This window comes from Mesorhizobium sp. M0140, from assembly GCF_040322475.1.
Taxonomy (GTDB): Bacteria; Pseudomonadota; Alphaproteobacteria; order Rhizobiales; family Rhizobiaceae; genus Mesorhizobium.
Genome location: NZ_JAMYTM010000004.1, coordinates 104,017 through 124,097 on the forward strand (window position 1 = coordinate 104,017; position 20,081 = coordinate 124,097).

The window sequence follows — 20,081 nt, forward strand, 5'->3', positions numbered from 1 at the left end:
TTCACTTCGATGTCTCGGCATGGCCATGTACGTGCCCGTTGGGAAACGATAGTGAGCCAAGCATGAGATGATCGTTGGAGTTGGAGCTTGGAGCGGGCCATGGGGGCCCCATGCGGAACCACCGTCGACCAGCACCGCATTCCTCCTTTGGTCGTATACGGAAGCCATGGGCGCTTGACTGACTCTGCGGCACGTTGCCAACTGCCACGGTGATCCCGACTGGGCGCATCACGCCCAGGCCAACCGGAGGTTTTCCCGTGATCAGATATGTTGGATTTTCGACTTTGCCGCTGCTCCTTGCCGCGCCGCTGGCCTTCGCAAACCCGGCGGGCGCCGCGGGAGATTACCCGACAGCAACGATTGCCGATTACGTGCTCGGCTGCATGCAGACGAACGGCCAGACACGTCAGGCGCTGGAAAGCTGTTCCTGCTCGATCGACGTCATCGCCTCGATCCTTCCCTACGACCACTATGAGAGAGCCGAGACTTTCAAGAGCATGTCTTTGACCACAGGGGAAAACGCGGGGCTGTTTCGCGAGAGCGCACCGGCGAAGGCAGCCCGTACCGAATTGAAGCGCGCGCAGTCGGAAGCCGACGTGCGCTGCTTTTAGAACCTGCTCAAATCCGCAAGCCGGATGGAGTTCCATCCTTTGTCTGGACAGTACCTTCCCGAAACAAGCTCCACTTTCGGGGTCAAGCTGGCAAGCACCCGGCAGTCCGGCACAGGATATCGAGACTTCAGAGTCCCGCTGTCTCCAGCGGCCACTGATTGCGAAATGTCTTGCCATCCGTATCGATCGCTTCAACCTGGATTTCGCCGTTGCCGTGCACGGTGAAATCAAATCGGAAATTGGGGTCTTCCGAAATCGATATTCCACCTTCCATGGAGAGGATCGGCTGGCCGGCTTGGGAGATCGACAGTTTCTGGACAAAATGCGCCGGTATGAAATACTGGGTCAGCGGATCCCGCTGCAGCCCCGAATTGTTAGGGTGCCGGATCATCAACTGCAGTTCCTCGGTCTTGGTCATCGTCTCTTTGGGCGGGAACTGGCGCAGCTTCATCTGACCCATCGTCGCGTTGGCCTCGTCCTGGTTCTTGACCGCAGGGGCGGAGCATCCGCCTGACGCCTTGACGAAGGTCTGCGCCATATGGAGTTGGCCGCCCTGCGTCTCAGCGATGGCACGCAGATAGGAATAGTCGTTGACGCGCACGCGCGTCGACAGATGCGTCACGCCGGCATCCTTGCCGAGCTGGAACGTTGCCGCCACCGGTGCAGGGTTGGCATCGATGATCAAGGTAACGGATTTGATGCCGTCCGGGGCCTTGGCTGGATCGAGATAGATGTCGACGGGCACGATGGCGGCATCCTGCGCCCGCTTCGGCGCTTCGATCCTGACGACGCCGGTATCGACCAGAATTGCCCGATCGCCGAACACGTCGCCCTTCAAATCCTGCCAGATCCTATCCGAGGACGCGGTTGTTTGCTGTGCGCTGGCGGTTCCCGAGGAGCCGAGCAGCGTGCCGATGGCCAAGATGATCGCGACGAAAACGAATGCGAGCGGCAAAGCGAGCTGCCGGCTCGAGTAAGCGTGATTTTGCATTTCGATGCCTCCACCAATGCAAGAGAGGTGGTGCCCAGGCTGGCGTTGAGGATAAGCCTTTGGCGACGCCTTGGCAAATCGCCGTGCCTTACAGCTGCCTGGCGCATGTCGGTGTCGTCTATTCCCATTCGAGTTCGGCAAATGCGGCCGTTGCGTTGCGCTCGTTGTAGTCGTCGAACAGGTGCCAATTATCCCGTTCGCTTTCGCCAGCGGTTTTGACTGCTTCGCGCAGCGGCGTTCCGTCGGCGATCGCCTTGCGGATATCGCGCGCCAGAACCTCGAAATAGCGTCGCTCCCCCGCCAGCGCCTGTGGCCAGTCGGCCGTTACAGGACCATGACCTGGAACGACGCGCGCGGCGTCGATCGCGGTGAGCGCATCCATCTGGCGGAGCCATCCAAGCAGTGATCCGTCGAGCGTCGGCAAGGAGCCCATAAACACGAGATCGCCGGCAAAGAGCGTTCTGGTCGCGGGATCGAACACGGTCAGGTCGTTGTCGGTGTGCGCCGCCTTCCATGCCCGCAGTTCGATCATGCGCCCGCCGAGGTCGAGTTGCAGGCGATCGTCGACCAGCATGGTCGGCGACACGATCTCGATCCCCTCCATCAGCGCCTCGCCAAGCTGTTCGCGATAGTTGTGCAGATAGAACGCGCCACGCGCCTCAAGGGCACGCGGCAGATTGCGGTGACCGACGATGGTCGCGCCGATCTTCCGGAATGCCGCATTGCCGAAGATATGGTCGGGATGCATGTGGGTGTTGACCAGGAAGCGAACCGGCTTTGCTGTCAGCTTTCCGATCGCGGCGAGAAAGGCGTGCGCCTCGATCAGGCTGCCACCGCTGTCGATGACGGCAACCGCATCGGTGCCGATGACGGCGCCCAGATTGCAGATCGCACCGTCGTTGGCGGCGGTCATCAACTCATCCGCGCCCTGGAAGGCGAAGACGCCGTCGGCGATTTGTCTGACCGAGAACCGAGAACTGCCACCTGCGGCCAGAACGGCTCGTCCGAGGCAGCATGGCAGCAAGGCGGCGCTGGCGGCGGTGCAGGCGAAGCCACTCACAAGCCTGCGTCTTAGCCGATCAACCGACATGAAGGCCTCCGATATGCATTTCGCCTGCTGGCAATCAGGTGACGTCCGGAAATCTATGATGGAACGACCGCAGAAGGTCGCTCATCACCTGCGAATTGCGATGTTGCCGTGGCAGCCGTACGTCGAACACGCCGAGCACATGGGTTGGCCGCGGCGCGAGCACGATGATGCGGTCCGACAGCATCAGTGCCTCGCGTAGATTGTGCGTCACCATCAAGGCGGTCGTTGGCCGTGCCGACCACACGGTCAAAAGCAGATGCCGAAGCCGCTCGGCGGTCTGTTCGTCGAGCGAGACAAAGGGTTCGTCCAGGAAAAGCACCGCCGGCTCGGTGGCGAAAGCCCTGGCAAGTGCTGCCCTGCGCGCAAGGCCGAGCGACAGTTCGGCAGGATAGAGCGAGCGCATGCCGGCGAGGCCGAGCGTGTCGAACAGCCTGTCGAGATTTTTCGCTCTCAAGCTTTTCGGCAACGCCAGCCTGACATTCTGCTCCACCGTTCGCCACGGCAGCAGGGTCGGTTCCTGGAATACGGCGGCGATGCGGTTCGAACCTCCTTGCGGCAACTGGAAGGAGCCGGAAAAGTCTTTGTCCAAGCCAAGCAGGATACGCAGCGTCGTGGTTTTGCCGCAGCCCGACGGTCCCAGCAAGCAGGCGAATTCGCCTTGCCGGACCTCGAAGGAAAGGTCCTGAAGCGCCGTGATCGAGACGCCTCGCGCGGACCTGAAGGTCTTTTCGGCGATGTCGACCTTAAGCGGGACGACGGCGCCAACGGGTTGCATGTCGTTCAACGGGCTGCACCAGGAGAAGTTCAATGACAAGCATCACCGCCACGAAAGCCAGCGTGTAGGCAAGAATGGCGGCGACATCGAAGAGCTGGAAATAGAGATGGATCTGGAAGCCGACACCGTTCGAGCGGCCGAGCAACTCGACGACCAGGACGATCTTCCAGATGAGGGCGATGCCGGATCGCGATGCGGCGGCAAGATAGGGCTGCAATTGCGGCAGCAGGATATGGCGGATGCGTTCAAGGCGGCCGAAGCGATAGACGGTGGCCATTTCGGCGTAACTCGGATCAAGCGCCCTGGCGCCTTCGCGCATCGTCACCACGACATTCGGGATCTTGTTCACCGCCACCGCGCCGATCGCCGCCACCTCGTTGAGGCCGAACCAGATATAGCCGAGGACGATGACCACCAGCGCCGGGATGTTGAGGAACAGGATCACCCACGGGTTGAAAAAACGGTCGACGCGACGATGGCTGCCGAGCAAAACGCCGATGACGGATCCGATGATCATTGCGACGATATATGCCGCGGCGACCCGACCGAGGGTCACGCCGAGATGGTAAAAAAGGTCGCCGCTCGCAGCCTCCCTGAGAAGCACCTGCCAGACCTGCCCAGGTCCTGGAAAGGCACGGCTCGGCCAGACACTTGCCGCAAGGTTCCACAGCAGGCAGAGCCCGAGCAGGGAGACCGCTACGGTCAGCGCGGGCATGAGTGCCGTCGCCAGACTGCGTCGGCCGGACATGGTCGGCGGGGCATCACGCGTGCCGTCGGTTCCCAATGCGGTCATTTCTCGGGTTCCTGCCAGAACGTGCCGGGCGCCATTTCCGGCGCGCTGCCGACAAGCTTCGCGCCGCCGATCGCCGCAAGCACATGGTATAGCCTGCCGGCGTCGGCCGCTTCGTCGGCGATCGACCGGCTGGGAATGCCCTGGCGGTAGCGATCGCGCAGTTTTTCCAGTTCCTTGCCTTCCGCGTGAATGATCGGCGCCAGGCGCAGCCATTCATCATCGGATCTGGCCAGCAAGTCCTTGGCTTGCGCGGACGCCCTCACGAAACCCCTAACGGCATCCGGGTTCTGGTTTGCCCATTGGTCATGGAAGACGTAACCGAGGGCCGACACGGGTCCCAGAGCCCCGAGCGCCTTTGCCGCGTCGTTCACGCCGATCAGTCGACGGAAGCCATTGGCCTCGAGACGGGCGCAAAAATGCCAGAAATTCAGCACCGCATCGAGCTCGCCCTGTATCGCCTTTTCCGAAATCAGCGGCGGCGCGCCAAAGACGATGTCGCTGGCTGCCGACAGGTCGACGCCGAGATCGCGTCTGGTCAGCGCTTGTATAAGCAGCCAACTCTTGTCGAGCGGGCCGCCGGCGACGCCGATTTTCTTGTCCTTGAGATCGGCGACCGTCCGGATCGGCGAATCCTCTTTCACCATGATCGCGCCCACGGCGGTCGAATAGGGGGTCAATGTGAGGTCGCCGCCTTCGGAGCGCTGGCGCGAGACCCACAGCCAGTCGGAGACGATCATGTCGATCGCGCCAGCCAGCATCGCGACGTTGGTTGCATCCTCGCCGGCGAAGTCGATGATCTCCAGACCGATCCCGTTGGCGGCATCGAATTTGTGCTGCCTTAGCGTATCGAGTTCCCAACTCACGGTTCCAAACTTCAGCACACCGAGGCGAATCCTGGCTGCCGCAACGCCCGGCCTGGTAGCAAGAACAGCGGCTGTCCCGAGAACCGCCAGACGCAGCGTCATGCGCCGTGAAACCATCATGACACCTCCTCCCCAGGGTTCCGCGCTGCCAAATCAGATGGCTCGTTCCTTGTTCGGAAATGCGCATTTCCAGCGCATGACCTTGAGGGTTGGGTGTTCTTGAGACCATTTCGCGATTTCGCTGGGGGCAAGGATCATGCATTGGAACAGAGTGCCGCGGCTCTCGAAATAGAGATGCTCGTCTCGGCAATTGCTCGGATTGGCGCTGAGGCAAACCGTCAATATGAGATCGACCATGTCCATCCAGCACCTCTTGCGCGTTCCCAAACGCCCATCTCGGCGAGCTCAGCCCAACCAGGAGCGAGGACAAAATCACCGCTTGCCGGATTTCCCGAGGTGCCAATGGAGAAACCGGAATGGGGTCAAGCTACGCGCTCGCCCGATAGCCGTCAACAAAGACGAATGGACAGGTCTGTTGAGCACCCAGGCCTCTAAACCTTTGTACGATTGACTTTCACAACATGCCAATTAGCTTCTGAATCACGCGGCGCGGCTCCACGGGAGAAGCGGATATTCCACACCACCGCGTAAGGCGCATGCCGACGGATCAAAGGATCGGCATGCGCAAATCGTCCAGGGCACCCAGACGATCAATGAGGAAATGCCATGCGCGCAATCGCATTTTTCGCAGTCATGTCCGTTGTGCCCTTCATCGCGAGCCAATCCCAGGCACAGGATGCGGCGGCGGGTGAGAAGGTCTTCGCCAAATGCAAGGTCTGCCATGTCGCCGACCAGGACAAGAACAAGGTCGGCCCGTCGTTGAACGGCGTCATCGGCCGAACGGCCGGCACGCACCCGGGGTTCAGCTATTCTCAGGCGATGGTCGCGGCAGGCAAGTCCGGCGTCAAATGGGATGAACCCACGCTGAAGACTTACCTTCACGATCCCAAGGCCATGGTCAAAGGAACAAAGATGGCGTTTGTCGGCCTCAAGCAGGACGAAGACATCGCCAATGTCATTGCCTATCTGAAGCAATTCTCGAAATAGAGCGCAGCCGGCCGTTCGAATTTGCGTTCGGCCGGCGGACGCCTCGATCACGCATCGGCTTGCAGCCTCTGCATTGCCGAAGGCAGATCGAAAAGGCTGTCGCAAACAAGGTCGGCGCCAAGCTCTTCCACCGGAATGTGGCTGTAGCCGCCGCGCAACAGAATGACGGGCATGCCGGCGGCGCGTGCGGCGCCCAGGTCAGCGCCACTGTCTCCGACCAGCAGCGCGTCACCGGCGTCGACCCCAAGCTGTGCCAACGCCAGCAGCAGGGCATCGGGCGCCGGTTTCAGGAATGTCACCGCGTCTCCGCCAACGATTGCGCCGAAATATTCCGTCAATCCGAAATGAAGCAGGATTTCGCGGGTCGCCAACTGCGGTTTGTTGGTTACCACCCCCATGCTTACTCCGCCCAAATGAAAGTGGGTGAGAGCCTCCCTGACGCCAGGCATCAGCCTTGTCAGGCCGGTCAGATGCCGGCGGTAGATAGGCGCCATGACGCGGTTGGCCTCATCGAGAGCGTTACCGAGCAGTGGCGCTCCCGACGCCGCGAAGGCTCGCTCGATCAATTTCCTGACGCCGCCGCCGATCATGGCCGTGACCTGATCCAGGCGCAGCGGCGGCAGATCGCGGCTGGCCAGCAATTCGTTGACTGCGGCCGCTATGTCCGGCGCCGAGTCGACCAGCGTGCCGTCGAGGTCGAACAGGATCGCCTTCGGCGATCGAAGCGGCCTACCTGCGCCGACGTTCATGCGGCATCCTTCCACTTGATCGAGCAGCCGATCGAGGCGATCTGGTCCAGCGGCCCGTCGCCGGTTCGGGCAACCTGCTTCATCGCCTCGAACAGATCGCGTCTCAGCCCGGGCGCTCCGGCTTCTCGTCGCGAGGCGTCCAGCCGACCGCGATATTGCAGTCCCAACTCGCTGTTGAACCCGAAGAAATCGGGAGTGCACACGGCTGCGTAATCGCGCGCCACAGTTTGGTGCTGGTCGTGCAGGTAAGGGAAGCTGAAGCCGCTCGTCGTGGCGAATAGCTTCATTTGGTCGAAGGAATCCTCCGGGTAGGCATCGGCATCGTTTGAGTTGATCGCGACAAAGCCGATACCTTCGGCCTTGAGGTCGTTGGCATCGCGCACGATACGTGAAATCACCGCCTTCACATAAGGGCAGTGATTGCAGATGAAGGCCACGACCAGGCCGTTCGGGCCGGCCTGGCTGAAGATCGAATGCGACCTGCCGTCGACGTCAGGCAAAACGGCATCGATGGCGCGCCAGCCGAAATCGCAGACAGGGGGGACGGCCGCCATGCTTGCCTCCGATGGAATGGTTTACGCGGCTTTCCGGATCGCACCGTCGGCCGCCTGTCGGATGGTTCCAATGTTGGCGCGATAGGCCGCCTCGGTGCCCCCCTTGAACACGGCCGACCCGGCGACCAGCACATTGGCGCCGGCCGCGGCGACCAGCGGGGCGGTTTCGGCCGTGACGCCGCCATCGATTTCGATGTCAATCGGGCGGTGGCCAACCAGTGCCTTGATTCGCCTGATCTTCTCGATGACCGCGGAAATGAAGGCCTGGCCGCCAAAGCCTGGATTGACCGTCATCAGAAGCACCAGGTCGAGCCTGTCGAGCACATATTCGATGGCGCTCTCCGGCGTCGAAGGATTCAGCGATACGCCGGCCTTCTTGCCGAGATTTTTGATCGCCTGCAGGGAACGATCGAGATGCGGCCCGGCCTCGGCGTGCACCGTGATGATGTCGCAGCCGGCGTCGGCGAAGGCGGCCAGATAGGGGTCGGCCGGCGCGATCATCAGATGGCAGTCGAAGACTTTGTCCGTTCGGTCGCGGATCGCCTTGATCACCGGCGGACCGAAGGTGATGTTGGGTACGAAATGCCCGTCCATCACGTCGAGATGGATCCAGTCGGCACCCGCCCGCACGACAGCTTCGACCTCGTCGCCGAGCCGCGAGAAATCCGCGGAAAGCACGGAGGGTGCGATGATTGTCCTGGTGACCATGGTCGTCGTCTCCAATCCTGTCTGCGCTGTTGGTCTCTGCGCCAGCCGGCTTCATCCCGTCAGCGCATCTTCGTCTCCGGTTCGCCTTCGAGTTTCCCTTCCGCGAACACGCGGCTGCCGCGGATGTCGGATTCCTCGATGGTGACAAGATCGGCCTTGGTCAACACCCTGCTGCGCGATGCGAAAAGCCGGTTGGCCTGCCGCAGCCGTGCCCGATCGAGCCCATTGCGGACCGAACGCGCGTTGGAGAAATGCGGCAGCCTCATGCGGATCGGAAGATACTCTTCGAGCGCACGGGATGCCGCCTCGCTGAGGCGATAATTCTGCTCCGCGAGCATAATCTCGGCGATTGATTTCAGTTCGCTGACACCATAGTCGGGGAAATCGAGATGGTGGGCGATGCGCGAACGCATACCGGGATTGCTGTCGAAGAAGCGGTCCATCTTGTTCTTGTAGCCGGCAAGGATCACAACCAGATCGTCACGGTTGTTCTCCATGCACTGCAGCAGGATTTCGATCGATTCCTGGCCGTAGTCGCGTTCGTTCTCGGGCTTGTAGAGATAGTAGGCCTCGTCGATGAAAAGCACGCCGCCCATGGCACGCTTGATCACCTCGCGGGTCTTGGGCGCGGTGTGGCCCACATACTGGCCAACAAGATCGTCGCGCGTCACGGCGACCATGTGGCCTTCGCGGACATAGCCCAGACGATGCAGGATTTCGGCCATCCTCAGCGCCACGGTGGTCTTTCCGGTGCCGGGATTTCCCGTAAAGTTCATGTGCAGCGTCGGGGCGCCCGAGGTCAGCCCGAACTTGCGGCGAAGCCGGTCGACCAGGAGGAGAGCGGCGATCTCGCGGATGCGGGTCTTGACCGGCTTCAGGCCAACGAGTTCGCGGTCGAGCTTGTCCATCACCTCGTCGATGTTGGAGGCCTCGAACTCGGCCTGCAGATCAACCGTCGCGTCCTGTGCGGCAGCGTCCTTGGTCATCGCGTTCAGCATGGTTCAGCTAGCTCCGCTCGCCCTCGGGCCTGTCGGTCGCATAAGGCACGATCGAATAACCCTGGCTGCGGCCGTCGCGCTCCTGGCGCAGCAGCCGGAACCCGGGTTCGCTGGGCGGCCGGTTGACAATGAACGACATGCGCGGCGCTTCCCAGCCCTTGGTCGAATCGAAGGCGGTTACCCGCACATACATGTTCGGACAGGCTTTCCGGCAAGCATTGACCTCGAGCAGTATGCCCGCCGGATCTTTCAAATCGAACATCGGGTTGCCGTACATTTCCCAGTAGGTGTTTCGCGGATGCGGATCGTCCGTGTACTCGACGCTGACCGCCCAATGGTTCTTCAGCGCGTATTTGATCTGCGCCGAAATCTGCTCGTCGGTCAGGTCGGGCAGGAACGAGAACTGTCCCTGCGTGACCTTGTTTCCCGGATTGGTCATCATGACGACGGTTCCTTTCGTCTAGAAGCTGGGTGTTGCGGTTGGCACGAAGTCGGCCGTGTCGGTCGATTCGTAGTTGAAGGTGACGTCCTTCCAGGTCTCCAGGGCAGCCTTCAGCGGCGTGCACCATCTGGCCGCCTGTTCGAGGATCTTGGTCCCTTCGCGCAAATAATCGCGCCCCTCGTTGCGGGCCAGGATCATCGCTTCCAGGGCGACGCGATTGGCCGTCGCGCCTGCCTGGATGCCGTCCGGATGGCCGATTGTGCCGCCGCCGAACTGCAGGATGACGTCCTCGCCGAGATAGTGGATCAACTGATGCATCTGGCCGGCATGGATGCCGCCCGAGGCGACGGGCATCACCTTGTTGAGCGAGGCCCATTCCTGATCGAAGAACAGCCCGGTTTCGAGGTTCTGCGGCGTGCGCTCCTCACGCAGCGTGTCATAAAATCCCTTGATCATGAGCGGGTCGCCTTCCAGCTTGCCGACCACCGTGCCGGCATGGATGTGGTCGACGCCGGCCATGCGCATCCATTTGCAGATGACGCGGAAATTCATGCCGTGGTTCTTCTGGCGCGAATAGGTCGAGTTGCCGGCACGGTGCAGGTGCAGGATCATGTCGTTGCGGCGTGCCCACTTGGCCATCGACTGGATCGCCGTGTAGCCGATGACGAGGTCGATCATGACGATGCAGGAGCCAAGCTGCTTGGCGAATTCGGCGCGCTCGTACATCTCCTCCATCGTGCCGGCGGTGACGTTGAGATAATGGCCTTTGACCTCGCCGGTGGCAGCCGACGCCTTGTTCACGGCCTCCATGCAGTAGAGGAAGCGGTCGCGCCAGTGCATGAAGGGCTGCGAGTTGATGTTCTCGTCGTCCTTGACGAAATCGAGGCCGCCCTTCAGCGCTTCGTAAACGACGCGGCCGTAATTGCGGCCCGACAGGCCGAGCTTCGGCTTCGTCGTAGCGCCGAGCAGCGGCCGGCCGAACTTGTCGAGCCGCTCACGCTCCACCACGATGCCTGTCGCCGGCCCCTGGAAGGTTTTGAGGTACGCGACCGGGATACGCATGTCTTCCAGCCGCAGCGCCTTGACTGCCTTGAAGCCGAACACATTGCCGATGATCGATGCGGTCAAATTGGCGATCGAGCCCGGCTCGAACAGGTCGAGGTCGTAGGCGATGTAGGCGAAGTACTGTTGTTCGGTCTTGGTTCCGGGACCGGTGTTCGGCACCGGCTCGGATCTGAACGCCTTGGCGCGGTAGAGCTCGCAGGCGGTCAGCCGGTCGGTCCACACCACGGTCCACGTCGCAGTGGAGGATTCGCCGGCGATGGCGGCCGCCGCCTCCTCGTGGTCGACGCCCGGCTGCGGCGTGATCCGGAACATGGCGATCAGATCGGTCTCCTTGGGCCTGTAGTCAGGCTCCCAATAGCCCATCTTCTTGTAGGGGATGACCCCTGACTTATAGCGTTCCTTGCCTTCCTTGAGCGTCCCCGCTGGCAGTATGTCGATCTTGTTCATGACAGGTCTCCTGTTTGTTGCTCAGGCGGCTTTCGCGGTTGCGATATGGGGGTCGAGTTTTCCCGCGGCGTAACGTTTCGCCATCTCGTCCATGGCGATGACCTTGATCTTCGAGGCGTTGGAGGCCGTACCGAAACGCTCGAAGCGGTCCCGGCAGAGATCGCGCAAGGCATCCATGGCGGGTTTCAGGAATTTGCGGGGATCGAACTCGCGCGGGTCTTCCGTCGCGACGCGGCGGAACTGTCCGGCCATGGCCATGCGGCAATCGGTGTCGATGTTGACCTTGCGCACGCCGAAGCGGATGCCGCGCTCGATCTCCTCGACCGGAACGCCAAAGGTCTGGGGCATCTCGCCGCCGTATCTGTTGATGATGTCCTGCAGCTCCTGCGGCACAGAGGAAGAGCCGTGCATGACCAGATGCGTGTTGGGCAGCTTCTCGTGGATCGCCTCGATCACCTGCATGGCCAGGATGTCGCCGTCCGGCTTGCGGGTGAATTTGTAGGCGCCGTGCGAGGTGCCGCAGGCAATCGCCAGCGCGTCGACCTGGGTTGCAGTCACAAAATCGACCGCCTGATCTGGATCGGTCAAGAGTTGGTCGTGAGAGAGCGCGCCCTCGGCGCCGTGGCCATCCTCCGCCTCGCTTTGGCCGGTTTCCAGCGAGCCGAGCACGCCCAGTTCGCCTTCGACGGAAGCGCCGACCCAATGCGCCATGCGTGCGACGCGTTCGGTTATGGCGACGTTGTAGTCGTAGCTTGCCGGCGTCTTGGCGTCCGCCATCAAGGATCCGTCCATCATCACCGAGGTGAAGCCGTGGCGGATCGCGGAAAGGCAGGTGGCCTCGCTGTTGCCGTGGTCTTGATGGATGCATAGCGGGATGGCCGGGTGGATTTCGGTCAGCGCCTCCATCATCTTGGCCAGCATGATGTCGTTGGCATAGGACCGGGCGCCACGTGAAGCCTGGATGATGACTGGCGCGTCGCAGGCCTTGGCCGCCTCCATGATGGCGAGGCCCTGTTCCATGTTGTTGATGTTGAATGCCGGAACGCCGTAGCCGTGCTCGGCGGCATGGTCGAGAAGCTGGCGAAGGGTGATGCGAGCCATTGTGAATCCTCCTAGATGATGAGCTTCAGCGCCGCTGCAGCAACCGCTTCGGACGTTATGTTGAAATGCCGGTAGAGGTCGGGGGCAGGGGCGCTGGCGCCGAAGCCGGTCATGCCGACGAAAGCGCCGGTCTCGCCGATCCAGCGGTCCCAGCCCAGCCGGGCTGCCGCTTCGACCGCGACGCGCGGCGCCGAGCCGAGAACGGCCTTGCGGGTGGCGCTTTCCTGCTCCTCGAAAAGCTCCCAGCACGGCATCGACACGACGGCGACGGCGACGCCATGCTCGGTCTCCAGCCTTTCGGCGGCAGCAACCGCGATCTCGACCTCCGAGCCGGTGGCGATCAGGGTGACGGCGCGGTGCTTTGTCGGCTCGCGCAGGATGTAAGCGCCTTGGCAGGAGCGGTTCTCGTCGCTGTGCGACCGACGCAGCATCGGCAAGTTCTGGCGCGACAGCACCAGGACGCTCGGCCGATCCTTGCTCTTTAGCGCGAGTTCCCAGCACTCCGCCGTTTCGATGACATCCGCCGGGCGGAAGACGTTGAGATTAGGCGTGGCACGCAGCATCGCAAGGTGCTCGACCGGCTGGTGCGTCGGGCCGTCCTCGCCGAGGCCGATGGAATCGTGTGTCATCACATAGATGACGCGCTGGCCCATGAGCGCCGAGAGCCGCATCGCGCCGCGCGCATAATCGGCGAAGCACAGGAACGTACCGCCATAGGGCACGAAACCGCCATGCAGCGCGATGCCGTTCATGGCGGCAGCCATGCCGTGCTCACGAATGCCGTAGTGAATGTAGCGGCCCGCATAATCACCCGGCGCAATGCGGTTCATGCCCTTGGTGATCGTCAGATTTGAATGCGTCAGATCGGCCGAGCCGCCGACGGTCAATTCCGTTACGCCGTTGATGGCCTCCAGCGCCATTTCGGAGGCTTTTCGCGTCGCCACCTTGGTTGCCTTCTCGACATGTTCGCGACGAAAGGCGTCGAGCGCTTTGAAGACGGTGTCGGGCAGTTCGGCGGCGACGGCGCTCTCAAAAGCCTCGCGCCGCGGCGAGGCGGCAAGCCGCTGCTCCCAGGCGCGCCGCATCGCTTCGCCGCGACCGGCAATCTCGCGCCAGGCGAAAAGGATATCATCCGGCACATCGAACGGCGCGTGGGCCCAGCCGATGTTTTCGCGTGTCGCGGCGATCTCTGCTTCACCCAGCGGTGCGCCGTGCGTCTTCTCCGAACCGCCGAGATTGGGGGCACCCATGCCGATCACTGTGCGGCAGGCAATCAGCGATGGCCGATCCGACCGCCGCGCCGACTCGATTGTCGCGGCGACTGCCTCCATGTCGTGGCCGGCGACGCTTTGGACATCCCAGCCGGCGGCCTTGAAGCGCGCCGGCTGGTCCATCGACGTGGAGAGGGAGGTCGGCCCGTCAATGGAAATCGCATTGTCGTCCCAGAAGACGATCAGGCGGGAAAGCTTCAGGTGACCAGCGAGGTCTATCGCCTCGTGACTGATGCCCTCCTGAAGGCAGCCGTCGCCCGCAATCACATAGGTATGATGATCGACCAGATCGGTACCGTAGCGGGCGGCAAGCATACGTTCCGCCAGCGCCATGCCGACCGCCGTGGAAATGCCCTGTCCCAGCGGTCCGGTGGTGGTCTCCACGCCAAGCGCATGGCCGTATTCCGGATGTCCGGCGGTGCGGCTGCCCAACTGCCGAAATCGCTGCAATTCCTCGATCTGCATGTCTTCATAGCCGAGCAGATGATGCAGCGCGTATTGCAGCATCGAGCCGTGGCCGGCTGAAAGCACGAAACGGTCACGGTCGGGCCAGCCCGGCCTCGACGGATCGATGTTGATGAAGCGGTTGAACAGCACCGTTGCGACATCGGCCATGCCCATCGGCATGCCAGGGTGACCCGAATTCGCCTTTTGGACACTGTCCATCGCCAGCGCGCGAATGGCGTTCGCCATGTCGCGCTCCGAGACGGGAGCGGTTGTGGTGACGGGCTTCAGTGCTGTTTGGCTGGTCATTGCATCCTCCTCACGACACACGGCTCTTGCGTTCAATCAATTGCAGGATGAGCGGCGTCAGGATCAGCTGCATGGCAAGATCGAGCTTGTTGCCTGGCACCACGATGGAATTTGGCCGCGACATGAACGAGTCGTGGATCATCGACAGCAGATACGGAAAATCGATGCCGCGCGGATTGGCGAAGCGGATAACCAGCATCGATTCGTCCGGCGTCGGGATCCAGCGCGCGATGAACGGGTTGGACGTGTCGACGATCGGCACGCGCTGGAAGTTGATGGCGGTCTGCGAGAATTGCGGGACGATGTAGCGGACATAGTCGGGCATCCGGCGCAGGATCACGTCCATCACCGCCTCGGTGGAATAGCCGCGTGTCGAACGGTCGCGATGGATCTTCTGGATCCATTCGAGATTGATGACCGGCACGACGCCGATCTTGAGATCCGCATGCTTGGCCAAATTGATCGTGTCGGTGACGACACAGCCGTGCAGCCCCTCGTAGAAGAGCAGGTCGCTGGGAGCGAATTCGCGCCATTCGGTAAAGGTTCCCGGTGGCGTGCCGTGCTGCTTTTCCTCTTCCTCATCATGAATGTAGGTGCGGGTCTTGCCGGTTCCGCGGCGGCCATATTCCGTGAACACCTCTTCGAGAATTCCGAGTTCGTTGGCCGCGGCATTGAAATGGGTGAAGTTCGGGTTGCCGGCCTTTTCCTCCTCGGCCACCTTTGCCTTCATCGCCGCGCGGTCGTAGCGGTGGAATGCGTCGCCTTCGATGAAAGCGGCCTCGATGTTCTCGCGCCGGAAAATCAGCTCGAAGATGCGCTTGACCGAGGTCGTGCCGGCGCCCGACGACCCGGTGATGGTGATGATGGGGTGCTTGGCTGACATGGTGCTGCTCAGGCTCTGAACAGGCCGCGGCGGCTGAACAGCGGCGCACGCTCACCGATGTTGCTCGGCTCTGTGTGGTAGCGGGTGATGCGCGCGACTTCCCGCGCCGACCCGAAGATCATCGGCACGCGCTGATGCAGGCTCTCGGGTTCGATTTCCAGGATGCGGTTGATCGCATCGGTGGCGGCACCGCCAGCCTGTTCTATGAGATAGGCGATCGGGTTGGCCTCGTAGACGAGGCGCAGCCGTCCCTGACCATAGCCCTTGCGCCGATCGCCGGGGTAGAGAAAAACGCCGCCGCGCATCAATATGCGGTAACAGTCGGCAACCAGAGAGGCGATCCAGCGCATGTTGAAATCCTTCTCGCGCGGTCCTTCGGTGCCCTCCAGGCAGTCGTCTACATAGAGCCGCACGGCCTCGTCCCAGTGCCGGTAGTTGGCGGCGTTGATGGCGAACTCCTGAGTGCGTTGCGGAATGATCCGGCTTTCATAGGCCTGGACGAAGGTTCCGAGCCTTGTCGAGAAGACGAAGACATGCGTGCCGCTGCCGAGCGACAGGACGAGTGCCAGCTGCGGCCCATAGATGAAGAAACCGGCGCCTAGCTGGTTCACGCCCGCCTGCAGGAAAGAGGCGGCCGGATCAGCGTCCGGCGCGCCAGTTGCGGTCAGGAGCGAGAAGATCGTTCCGATCGACACGTTGGTGTCGATGTTGGAAGAGCCGTCGAGCGGGTCGATCGCGATGGCGAGTGGCGCTTGCCTGTCGAGCAGGACTGGCTGCTCCAGCTCCTCGGAGGCGTAAAGCGCGACCGGTGCACGGCGCATGGCGTCGAGGAAGATGTCGTCGGAGAAGACGTCGAGATCCTTCTGGACGTCGCCATCGGCATTGGCGCCACGGGTTTCGGCAAAGGCGGCGCCGAGCACCCCTTGGTTGATGGTGTTGCGGACCTTGATGGCGGCCTGTGTCAACTGACGGACGGTCGTCACAACTGCCGAGCGAAATTCGTCAGGCTGGCCGAGATAGGAGTTCAGAAAAGCGTCGAGCGTTGCCGCTGGCATCGTAACCTCCCGGTCGGGCCGCATCTCCTCGGAGCGGCTGGACTGGAGGAATGGAAACAAACGTCGCCAGATAAGTAAAATTCAATAACTTTACTTAATCAGTAAAAATAATTTAGTATGCGGCATGAGAAACCTCACCCTTAAGCATTTCAAGACCGTCCAGGCAATCATCAAGTGCGGCAAAATTGTCAGCGCAGCCAAGATGTTAGGTCTGTCTCCTCCAGCGCTGACAATCCAGCTGCGGCAAGTGGAGGAAGAATTCCAGCTGGCTCTGTTCGACCGAACGTCGGACGGCATGCGTCCCACTGCCGCAGGTCGGGCTTTCGTCGAGACAGCGCAGGTTATCGAGGAGCATCTCGGTTTGCTCGAAGACAAGATGGATGCCATCAAGGGCGTACGCACCGGCAGCTTGAGGCTCGGCGTTGTTTCCACCGCCAAATATTTCGCGCCGCGGCTGATGGCTGCGTTCATGAAGGACCATCCCGACATCGACATGCGGCTTGCCATCGGCAACCGTGCCCAGACGATCGACAACCTCAGGAATCACGACATCGATATCGCGCTGATGGGGCGCCCGGCGAAGGAGGTTCCGGTGCGTGCTTCGGTCTTCGGCGATCACCCGCTGGTCATCATCGCGCCGCCCGACCATCCGTTGGTCGCGGCGCGCGATATCTCCAAGGAGCGCATCGCCGAGGAGCATTTCCTTATTCGCGAGCCCGGCTCCGGAACCCGCATCTCGTTGGAAATATTCCTGAGCGACGTACCTGGGCGCATCGACGACCTCGGTGTCGAGATGGCCTCGAACGAAACGATCAAGCAGGCGGTGATGGCTGGTCTCGGCATCGCCTTCATCTCTGCCCACACCATCGCTGCGGAAACCGAAGCAGGCCGGCTTGTCATCCTCGACGTTGTCGGCATGCCGATCCGCCGGCAATGGTTTTCGGTGATGCGAACCGATCACGCGATCTCGCCGGCCATGGCCACGTTCAACGATTTCCTGATGCGCAAGGGCGCGATGTATCTGCCCCTTTTCGGAAAGCTGTATCCAGACAAGGCGGGATGACATTGCACGAACGCAACGGATGAAAGCCCGGTGGAGAACGCTCGCGATCGTTGGTGTTATATAAGCAATATGTTATGTTGCAGTGCGAAAGAGCGGGGGCCACGTCCTTTCACACCCGTAAGCGATCCGTATGTGCAACCCCTGCAGACTGTTCGGAAACCTCCCGGGTAGCGTTCGGGAATTCGAAGGGGAAAAGGGGCAATGCTCTACACACTCGTTATGATGGTCTGCCTGACGGATGTACCGCGGACCTGCGAACAACGCGAACAAATGGTGGACGGTATGGCGATGAACCCCGGGACCGCCTTCATGCAGGCGCAGCCGCTGGTGGCTCGGTGGATCGAGACGCATCCCGGTTATTTCGTGCAGCGCTGGCGTGTGCTGCCTGGCAGGGGGTCATGAGGCAGGCGGCCAAGGTCTATTTCTTCACGACGAGCGTTTCCGAGACGGTCTTCGACAACTGGTAAAGCCGCTGCTCGATTATCGTAGGCACATCGCAGACATAAGTCAGCGACTGGACCCGTTCGGTGAAAATTCGCGTCGCGAAATTCAGTTGGTCGGTTCGCCGTTCGACTTCGTCCGGATCCGCATCGGCCTTGGCGCGCAGCGCGTCGACTTCGGATGCTTCCTTGCGCAACTGTGCCGCCATTTCGAGCTGTTTGTGCGCGTAGCGGGAGATGCCGGAGATCACGTGCGAACGCTCGGCGTCCATTTGGTCGAACATTCCCTGCACCAGCATCGTCATTTTTGGCGCAACCTGCTCGGGCGGCAGGGAAGTCGCGAAATCCTTGATCTCTTTTTGGGCTTCGGCAATCGGCGTCCGCCGGGCCGCCACCGCCTCGACAAGCGCCGACACACCGTGATCCTTCGCCCAATCTTTCGCGGTCGCAGGAAGCTCCGGCCCATTCCAGATCTGGCCAAGCGAGAGCTGTGGCACCTTACGCTGCATGCAGGGCCAGTCGGGATCGGTGTTTGCCGCGCCGGCGCTCCCCATCGAGGCAAGCGTGGCGACCAGAACCAGAGTGTGAGCAAGCCTCATTCGCGCCATCAGGCGTTTCCTCCCATGTCCTGTTTGCGGATCACCAAACCGCGCGAAGGGTCGTATGCGATGATGGCGCCGCCCAGAAACAGCAGCGTGCAGCCGGCGACGACGCCCAGCGACAGCCATTCGATCTGCCCGTAGAAGGCAAAGCGGATCAGTTCGACGGCATAGGTGAACGGGTTGCAGAGGCAGATCTTGTAGAGCAGCGGGCTCGCCTCCTGGATGCGCCACAAGGGATACAGCGCCGGAGACGCGAAATAGCCGGGAAAGATGACGAAGTTCATGATGCCGGCGAAGTTTTCGAGCTGCTTGATCAGCGAAGACAAGAGCATGCCGAGCGCGCAAAGCATCATGCCCGACAGGAACAGTGCCGGCAGCACGTAGAGGTAGCCGAGTGGCGGCGCCTTGACGCCCCACAACCAGGCAACGATCAGGAACGCGTAGACCTGCACGATCGATACGGCCACACCAGCGAGCATCTTCGACACCAGCAGGAACCAGCGCGGAAACGGGCTGACCAGCAGGATGCGCATGTTGCCCATCTCGCGGTCGTAGACCATCGACAGCGAAGACTGCATGCCGGAAAACAGCAGGATCATGCCGCAAAGGCCCGGTGTGATATAGACCTCGTAGAGCACATAGGTCTTGTAGGGCGGGATGATCGACACGCCGAGCACCTGGCGAAAGCCGGCGGCGAAGATGAACAGCCAGACGAGCGGCCGGACCAGCGAGGAAATGAAGCGTTCGCGCTGGTGCAGGAAGCGCAGGCACTCGCGCAGGACGACACCTTTCAGGCAAATGAGATAGTGGCGCAGGCCGAATGGCTCAGACCGCACCGGCATGATGCCGGCGAGCTTTCCGGGCATCGCTGGAGCGCTCATGGTGACGTCTCCACCATGCACGCCGCATCGACGCGGCTGAGCTTCGAAAAGGTTTCACGAAGCGAATTTCCGCCGTTCGCACGGATCACATCCGACACCTTGCCGCTCGCGACCAGGTCACCTCGCCGCAGTATGACGACATGGTCGGCGTCTTCGACTTCGTCGATCAGATGCGTGGCCCAGAGCACGCCGATGCCCTCTGCCTGGACGAGCTTGCGGATGGTGGCGAGGATGCCCGCGCGGGACTCGATGTCGAGGCCGACGGTCGCCTCGTCAAGCAGGAGCAGGGAAGGTCGGTGAAGCAGCGCCCTGGCGATTTCGATGCGTCGCATCTGACCGCCGGAGAGGCTGCGTGCCTTGTCGTGCTGGCGGCCCTGCATGTCGACCGTTTCAAGCAGCGCGGCAATGCGCTGGCGAGCTTCGCGTCCGCCAATGCCATGCAGCGAGGCGTGGTAGGAGAGATTCTGGTAGACGCTGAGGTCGAGGTCGAGCGTGCGTGCCTGGAACACGATGCCGACCCGTCTGAGTGCTTCGCCGGACGCGCGGCGAATGTCATGGCCGAAGATGCGGATCGATCCGTGACGCGTGTCGTAGAGGTGGCTTATCAGTGAGAACAGCGTTGTCTTGCCGGCCCCGTTGAGGCCGAGCAGAACGGTGAAAGTCGCCGGCGCGATCGAGAAGGAGACGTCGTTGAGCGCCCGCTTCTGGCCATAGGAATGGCTGGCGGCGCCGACATCGAGCGCCGCCACCTCTTCTCCCGGACCGTTTGTCCTCATATGCTGCATGCCGGGTCGCTCCTTCAGGACGCGTTGGCTATCTGGCGCCCTGGTCGCCTTTGT

At 61.8% G+C, this 20,081-nt stretch carries 23 protein-coding genes; 4 read left to right on the plus strand and 19 right to left on the minus strand.

Annotated elements, in window-relative coordinates:
- Nucleotides 1–257: 257 nt before the first annotated feature.
- Nucleotides 258–611 carry a hypothetical protein gene (locus NKJ37_RS05880; protein ID WP_023810388.1) on the plus strand — a complete coding sequence of 118 codons (354 nt, stop codon included), beginning with the start codon at nucleotides 258–260 and terminating at the stop codon, nucleotides 609–611.
- Between the two features lie 127 nt (nucleotides 612–738).
- On the opposite strand, the gene NKJ37_RS05885 is transcribed toward NKJ37_RS05880, so the two are convergent.
- The 6 genes from NKJ37_RS05885 to NKJ37_RS05910 all read right to left on the minus strand — a co-directional run bounded on the left by NKJ37_RS05885 (nucleotide 739) and on the right by NKJ37_RS05910 (nucleotide 5,486).
- On the minus strand, nucleotides 739–1,602 hold the full coding sequence (locus NKJ37_RS05885) for a quinoprotein dehydrogenase-associated SoxYZ-like carrier (protein WP_023810389.1): 864 nt from the start codon (nucleotides 1,600–1,602) through the stop codon (nucleotides 739–741).
- A gap of 118 nt (nucleotides 1,603–1,720) precedes the next feature.
- Nucleotides 1,721–2,692 (minus strand): quinoprotein relay system zinc metallohydrolase 2, encoded by a 972-nt coding sequence (locus NKJ37_RS05890; protein ID WP_352773168.1) that lies wholly within the window; start codon nucleotides 2,690–2,692, stop codon nucleotides 1,721–1,723.
- A 34-nt stretch (nucleotides 2,693–2,726) separates the two neighbouring features.
- On the minus strand, nucleotides 2,727–3,467 hold the full coding sequence (locus tag NKJ37_RS05895) for an ABC transporter ATP-binding protein (protein ID WP_023810391.1): 741 nt from the start codon (nucleotides 3,465–3,467) through the stop codon (nucleotides 2,727–2,729).
- Nucleotides 3,436–4,260, minus strand: coding sequence for an ABC transporter permease (locus tag NKJ37_RS05900; RefSeq protein WP_352773170.1), 825 nt, complete (start codon nucleotides 4,258–4,260; stop codon nucleotides 3,436–3,438). Before NKJ37_RS05900 ends, NKJ37_RS05895 begins: the two co-directional genes overlap by 32 nt.
- Complete coding sequence (locus NKJ37_RS05905; protein ID WP_352773173.1) at nucleotides 4,257–5,243, minus strand: ABC transporter substrate-binding protein; 987 nt, start codon at nucleotides 5,241–5,243, stop codon at nucleotides 4,257–4,259. The genes NKJ37_RS05900 and NKJ37_RS05905 overlap by 4 nt, the downstream gene beginning before the upstream one ends.
- 33 nt (nucleotides 5,244–5,276) lie before the next feature.
- Entirely contained in the window at nucleotides 5,277–5,486 is a 210-nt protein-coding gene (locus NKJ37_RS05910) for a hypothetical protein (RefSeq protein WP_023810394.1), read from the minus strand.
- A 363-nt stretch (nucleotides 5,487–5,849) separates the two neighbouring features.
- On the opposite strand from NKJ37_RS05910, the gene NKJ37_RS05915 reads away from it, so the two are divergent.
- Entirely contained in the window at nucleotides 5,850–6,230 is a 381-nt protein-coding gene (locus tag NKJ37_RS05915; RefSeq protein ID WP_024504374.1) for a c-type cytochrome, read from the plus strand.
- Between the two features lie 47 nt (nucleotides 6,231–6,277).
- Here the strand turns inward: NKJ37_RS05915 and gph are convergent, their stop codons facing one another.
- Genes gph through NKJ37_RS05965 form a run of 10 tightly spaced genes read right to left on the minus strand, consistent with a single transcriptional unit; the run spans nucleotide 6,278 to nucleotide 16,256 of the window.
- Entirely contained in the window at nucleotides 6,278–6,979 is a 702-nt protein-coding gene (gene gph, locus NKJ37_RS05920; RefSeq protein WP_023810396.1) for a phosphoglycolate phosphatase, read from the minus strand.
- Complete coding sequence (locus NKJ37_RS05925) at nucleotides 6,976–7,533, minus strand: thioredoxin family protein (RefSeq protein ID WP_023810397.1); 558 nt, start codon at nucleotides 7,531–7,533, stop codon at nucleotides 6,976–6,978. The genes gph and NKJ37_RS05925 overlap by 4 nt, the downstream gene beginning before the upstream one ends.
- Before the next feature lie 21 nt (nucleotides 7,534–7,554).
- Nucleotides 7,555–8,241: a ribulose-phosphate 3-epimerase gene (gene rpe, locus NKJ37_RS05930; protein WP_128303317.1), complete on the minus strand. Its 687-nt coding sequence runs from the start codon at nucleotides 8,239–8,241 to the stop codon at nucleotides 7,555–7,557.
- A 59-nt stretch (nucleotides 8,242–8,300) separates the two neighbouring features.
- The gene (cbbX, locus tag NKJ37_RS05935) at nucleotides 8,301–9,239 is read right to left on the minus strand and encodes a CbbX protein (protein WP_023810399.1); all 939 of its coding nucleotides are present in this window, start codon (nucleotides 9,237–9,239) and stop codon (nucleotides 8,301–8,303) included.
- Between the two features lie 7 nt (nucleotides 9,240–9,246).
- On the minus strand, nucleotides 9,247–9,681 hold the full coding sequence (locus tag NKJ37_RS05940) for a ribulose bisphosphate carboxylase small subunit (RefSeq protein WP_013532057.1): 435 nt from the start codon (nucleotides 9,679–9,681) through the stop codon (nucleotides 9,247–9,249).
- 18 nt (nucleotides 9,682–9,699) lie between these two features.
- Nucleotides 9,700–11,193 (minus strand): ribulose-bisphosphate carboxylase large subunit, encoded by a 1,494-nt coding sequence (locus NKJ37_RS05945; protein WP_013532056.1) that lies wholly within the window; start codon nucleotides 11,191–11,193, stop codon nucleotides 9,700–9,702.
- A 21-nt stretch (nucleotides 11,194–11,214) separates the two neighbouring features.
- Nucleotides 11,215–12,294 carry a class II fructose-bisphosphate aldolase gene (fba, locus tag NKJ37_RS05950; RefSeq protein WP_352610606.1) on the minus strand — a complete coding sequence of 360 codons (1,080 nt, stop codon included), beginning with the start codon at nucleotides 12,292–12,294 and terminating at the stop codon, nucleotides 11,215–11,217.
- 11 nt (nucleotides 12,295–12,305) lie between these two features.
- Nucleotides 12,306–14,318 carry a transketolase gene (gene tkt / locus NKJ37_RS05955; protein WP_128303319.1) on the minus strand — a complete coding sequence of 671 codons (2,013 nt, stop codon included), beginning with the start codon at nucleotides 14,316–14,318 and terminating at the stop codon, nucleotides 12,306–12,308.
- A 10-nt stretch (nucleotides 14,319–14,328) separates the two neighbouring features.
- On the minus strand, nucleotides 14,329–15,201 hold the full coding sequence (locus NKJ37_RS05960; protein ID WP_128303320.1) for a phosphoribulokinase: 873 nt from the start codon (nucleotides 15,199–15,201) through the stop codon (nucleotides 14,329–14,331).
- 8 nt (nucleotides 15,202–15,209) lie between these two features.
- Complete coding sequence (locus tag NKJ37_RS05965) at nucleotides 15,210–16,256, minus strand: class 1 fructose-bisphosphatase (RefSeq protein WP_023810405.1); 1,047 nt, start codon at nucleotides 16,254–16,256, stop codon at nucleotides 15,210–15,212.
- A gap of 124 nt (nucleotides 16,257–16,380) precedes the next feature.
- Here NKJ37_RS05965 and NKJ37_RS05970 point away from each other — a divergent pair, with 124 nt between their 5' ends.
- On the plus strand, nucleotides 16,381–17,319 hold the full coding sequence (locus NKJ37_RS05970) for a LysR family transcriptional regulator (protein WP_127319312.1): 939 nt from the start codon (nucleotides 16,381–16,383) through the stop codon (nucleotides 17,317–17,319).
- A 201-nt stretch (nucleotides 17,320–17,520) separates the two neighbouring features.
- Entirely contained in the window at nucleotides 17,521–17,721 is a 201-nt protein-coding gene (locus tag NKJ37_RS05975; protein ID WP_352552657.1) for a hypothetical protein, read from the plus strand.
- Between the two features lie 16 nt (nucleotides 17,722–17,737).
- On the opposite strand, the gene NKJ37_RS05980 is transcribed toward NKJ37_RS05975, so the two are convergent.
- The 3 genes from NKJ37_RS05980 to NKJ37_RS05990 form a co-directional block, all read right to left on the minus strand.
- Entirely contained in the window at nucleotides 17,738–18,268 is a 531-nt protein-coding gene (locus NKJ37_RS05980) for a hypothetical protein (protein ID WP_352773179.1), read from the minus strand.
- 98 nt (nucleotides 18,269–18,366) lie between these two features.
- Nucleotides 18,367–19,203 carry a lanthanide ABC transporter permease protein PedC gene (locus NKJ37_RS05985; protein ID WP_050580490.1) on the minus strand — a complete coding sequence of 279 codons (837 nt, stop codon included), beginning with the start codon at nucleotides 19,201–19,203 and terminating at the stop codon, nucleotides 18,367–18,369.
- Between the two features lie 35 nt (nucleotides 19,204–19,238).
- Nucleotides 19,239–20,027 (minus strand): lanthanide ABC transporter ATP-binding protein PedB/LutE, encoded by a 789-nt coding sequence (locus NKJ37_RS05990; RefSeq protein WP_352773182.1) that lies wholly within the window; start codon nucleotides 20,025–20,027, stop codon nucleotides 19,239–19,241.
- Between the last annotated feature and the right edge of the window lie 54 nt (nucleotides 20,028–20,081).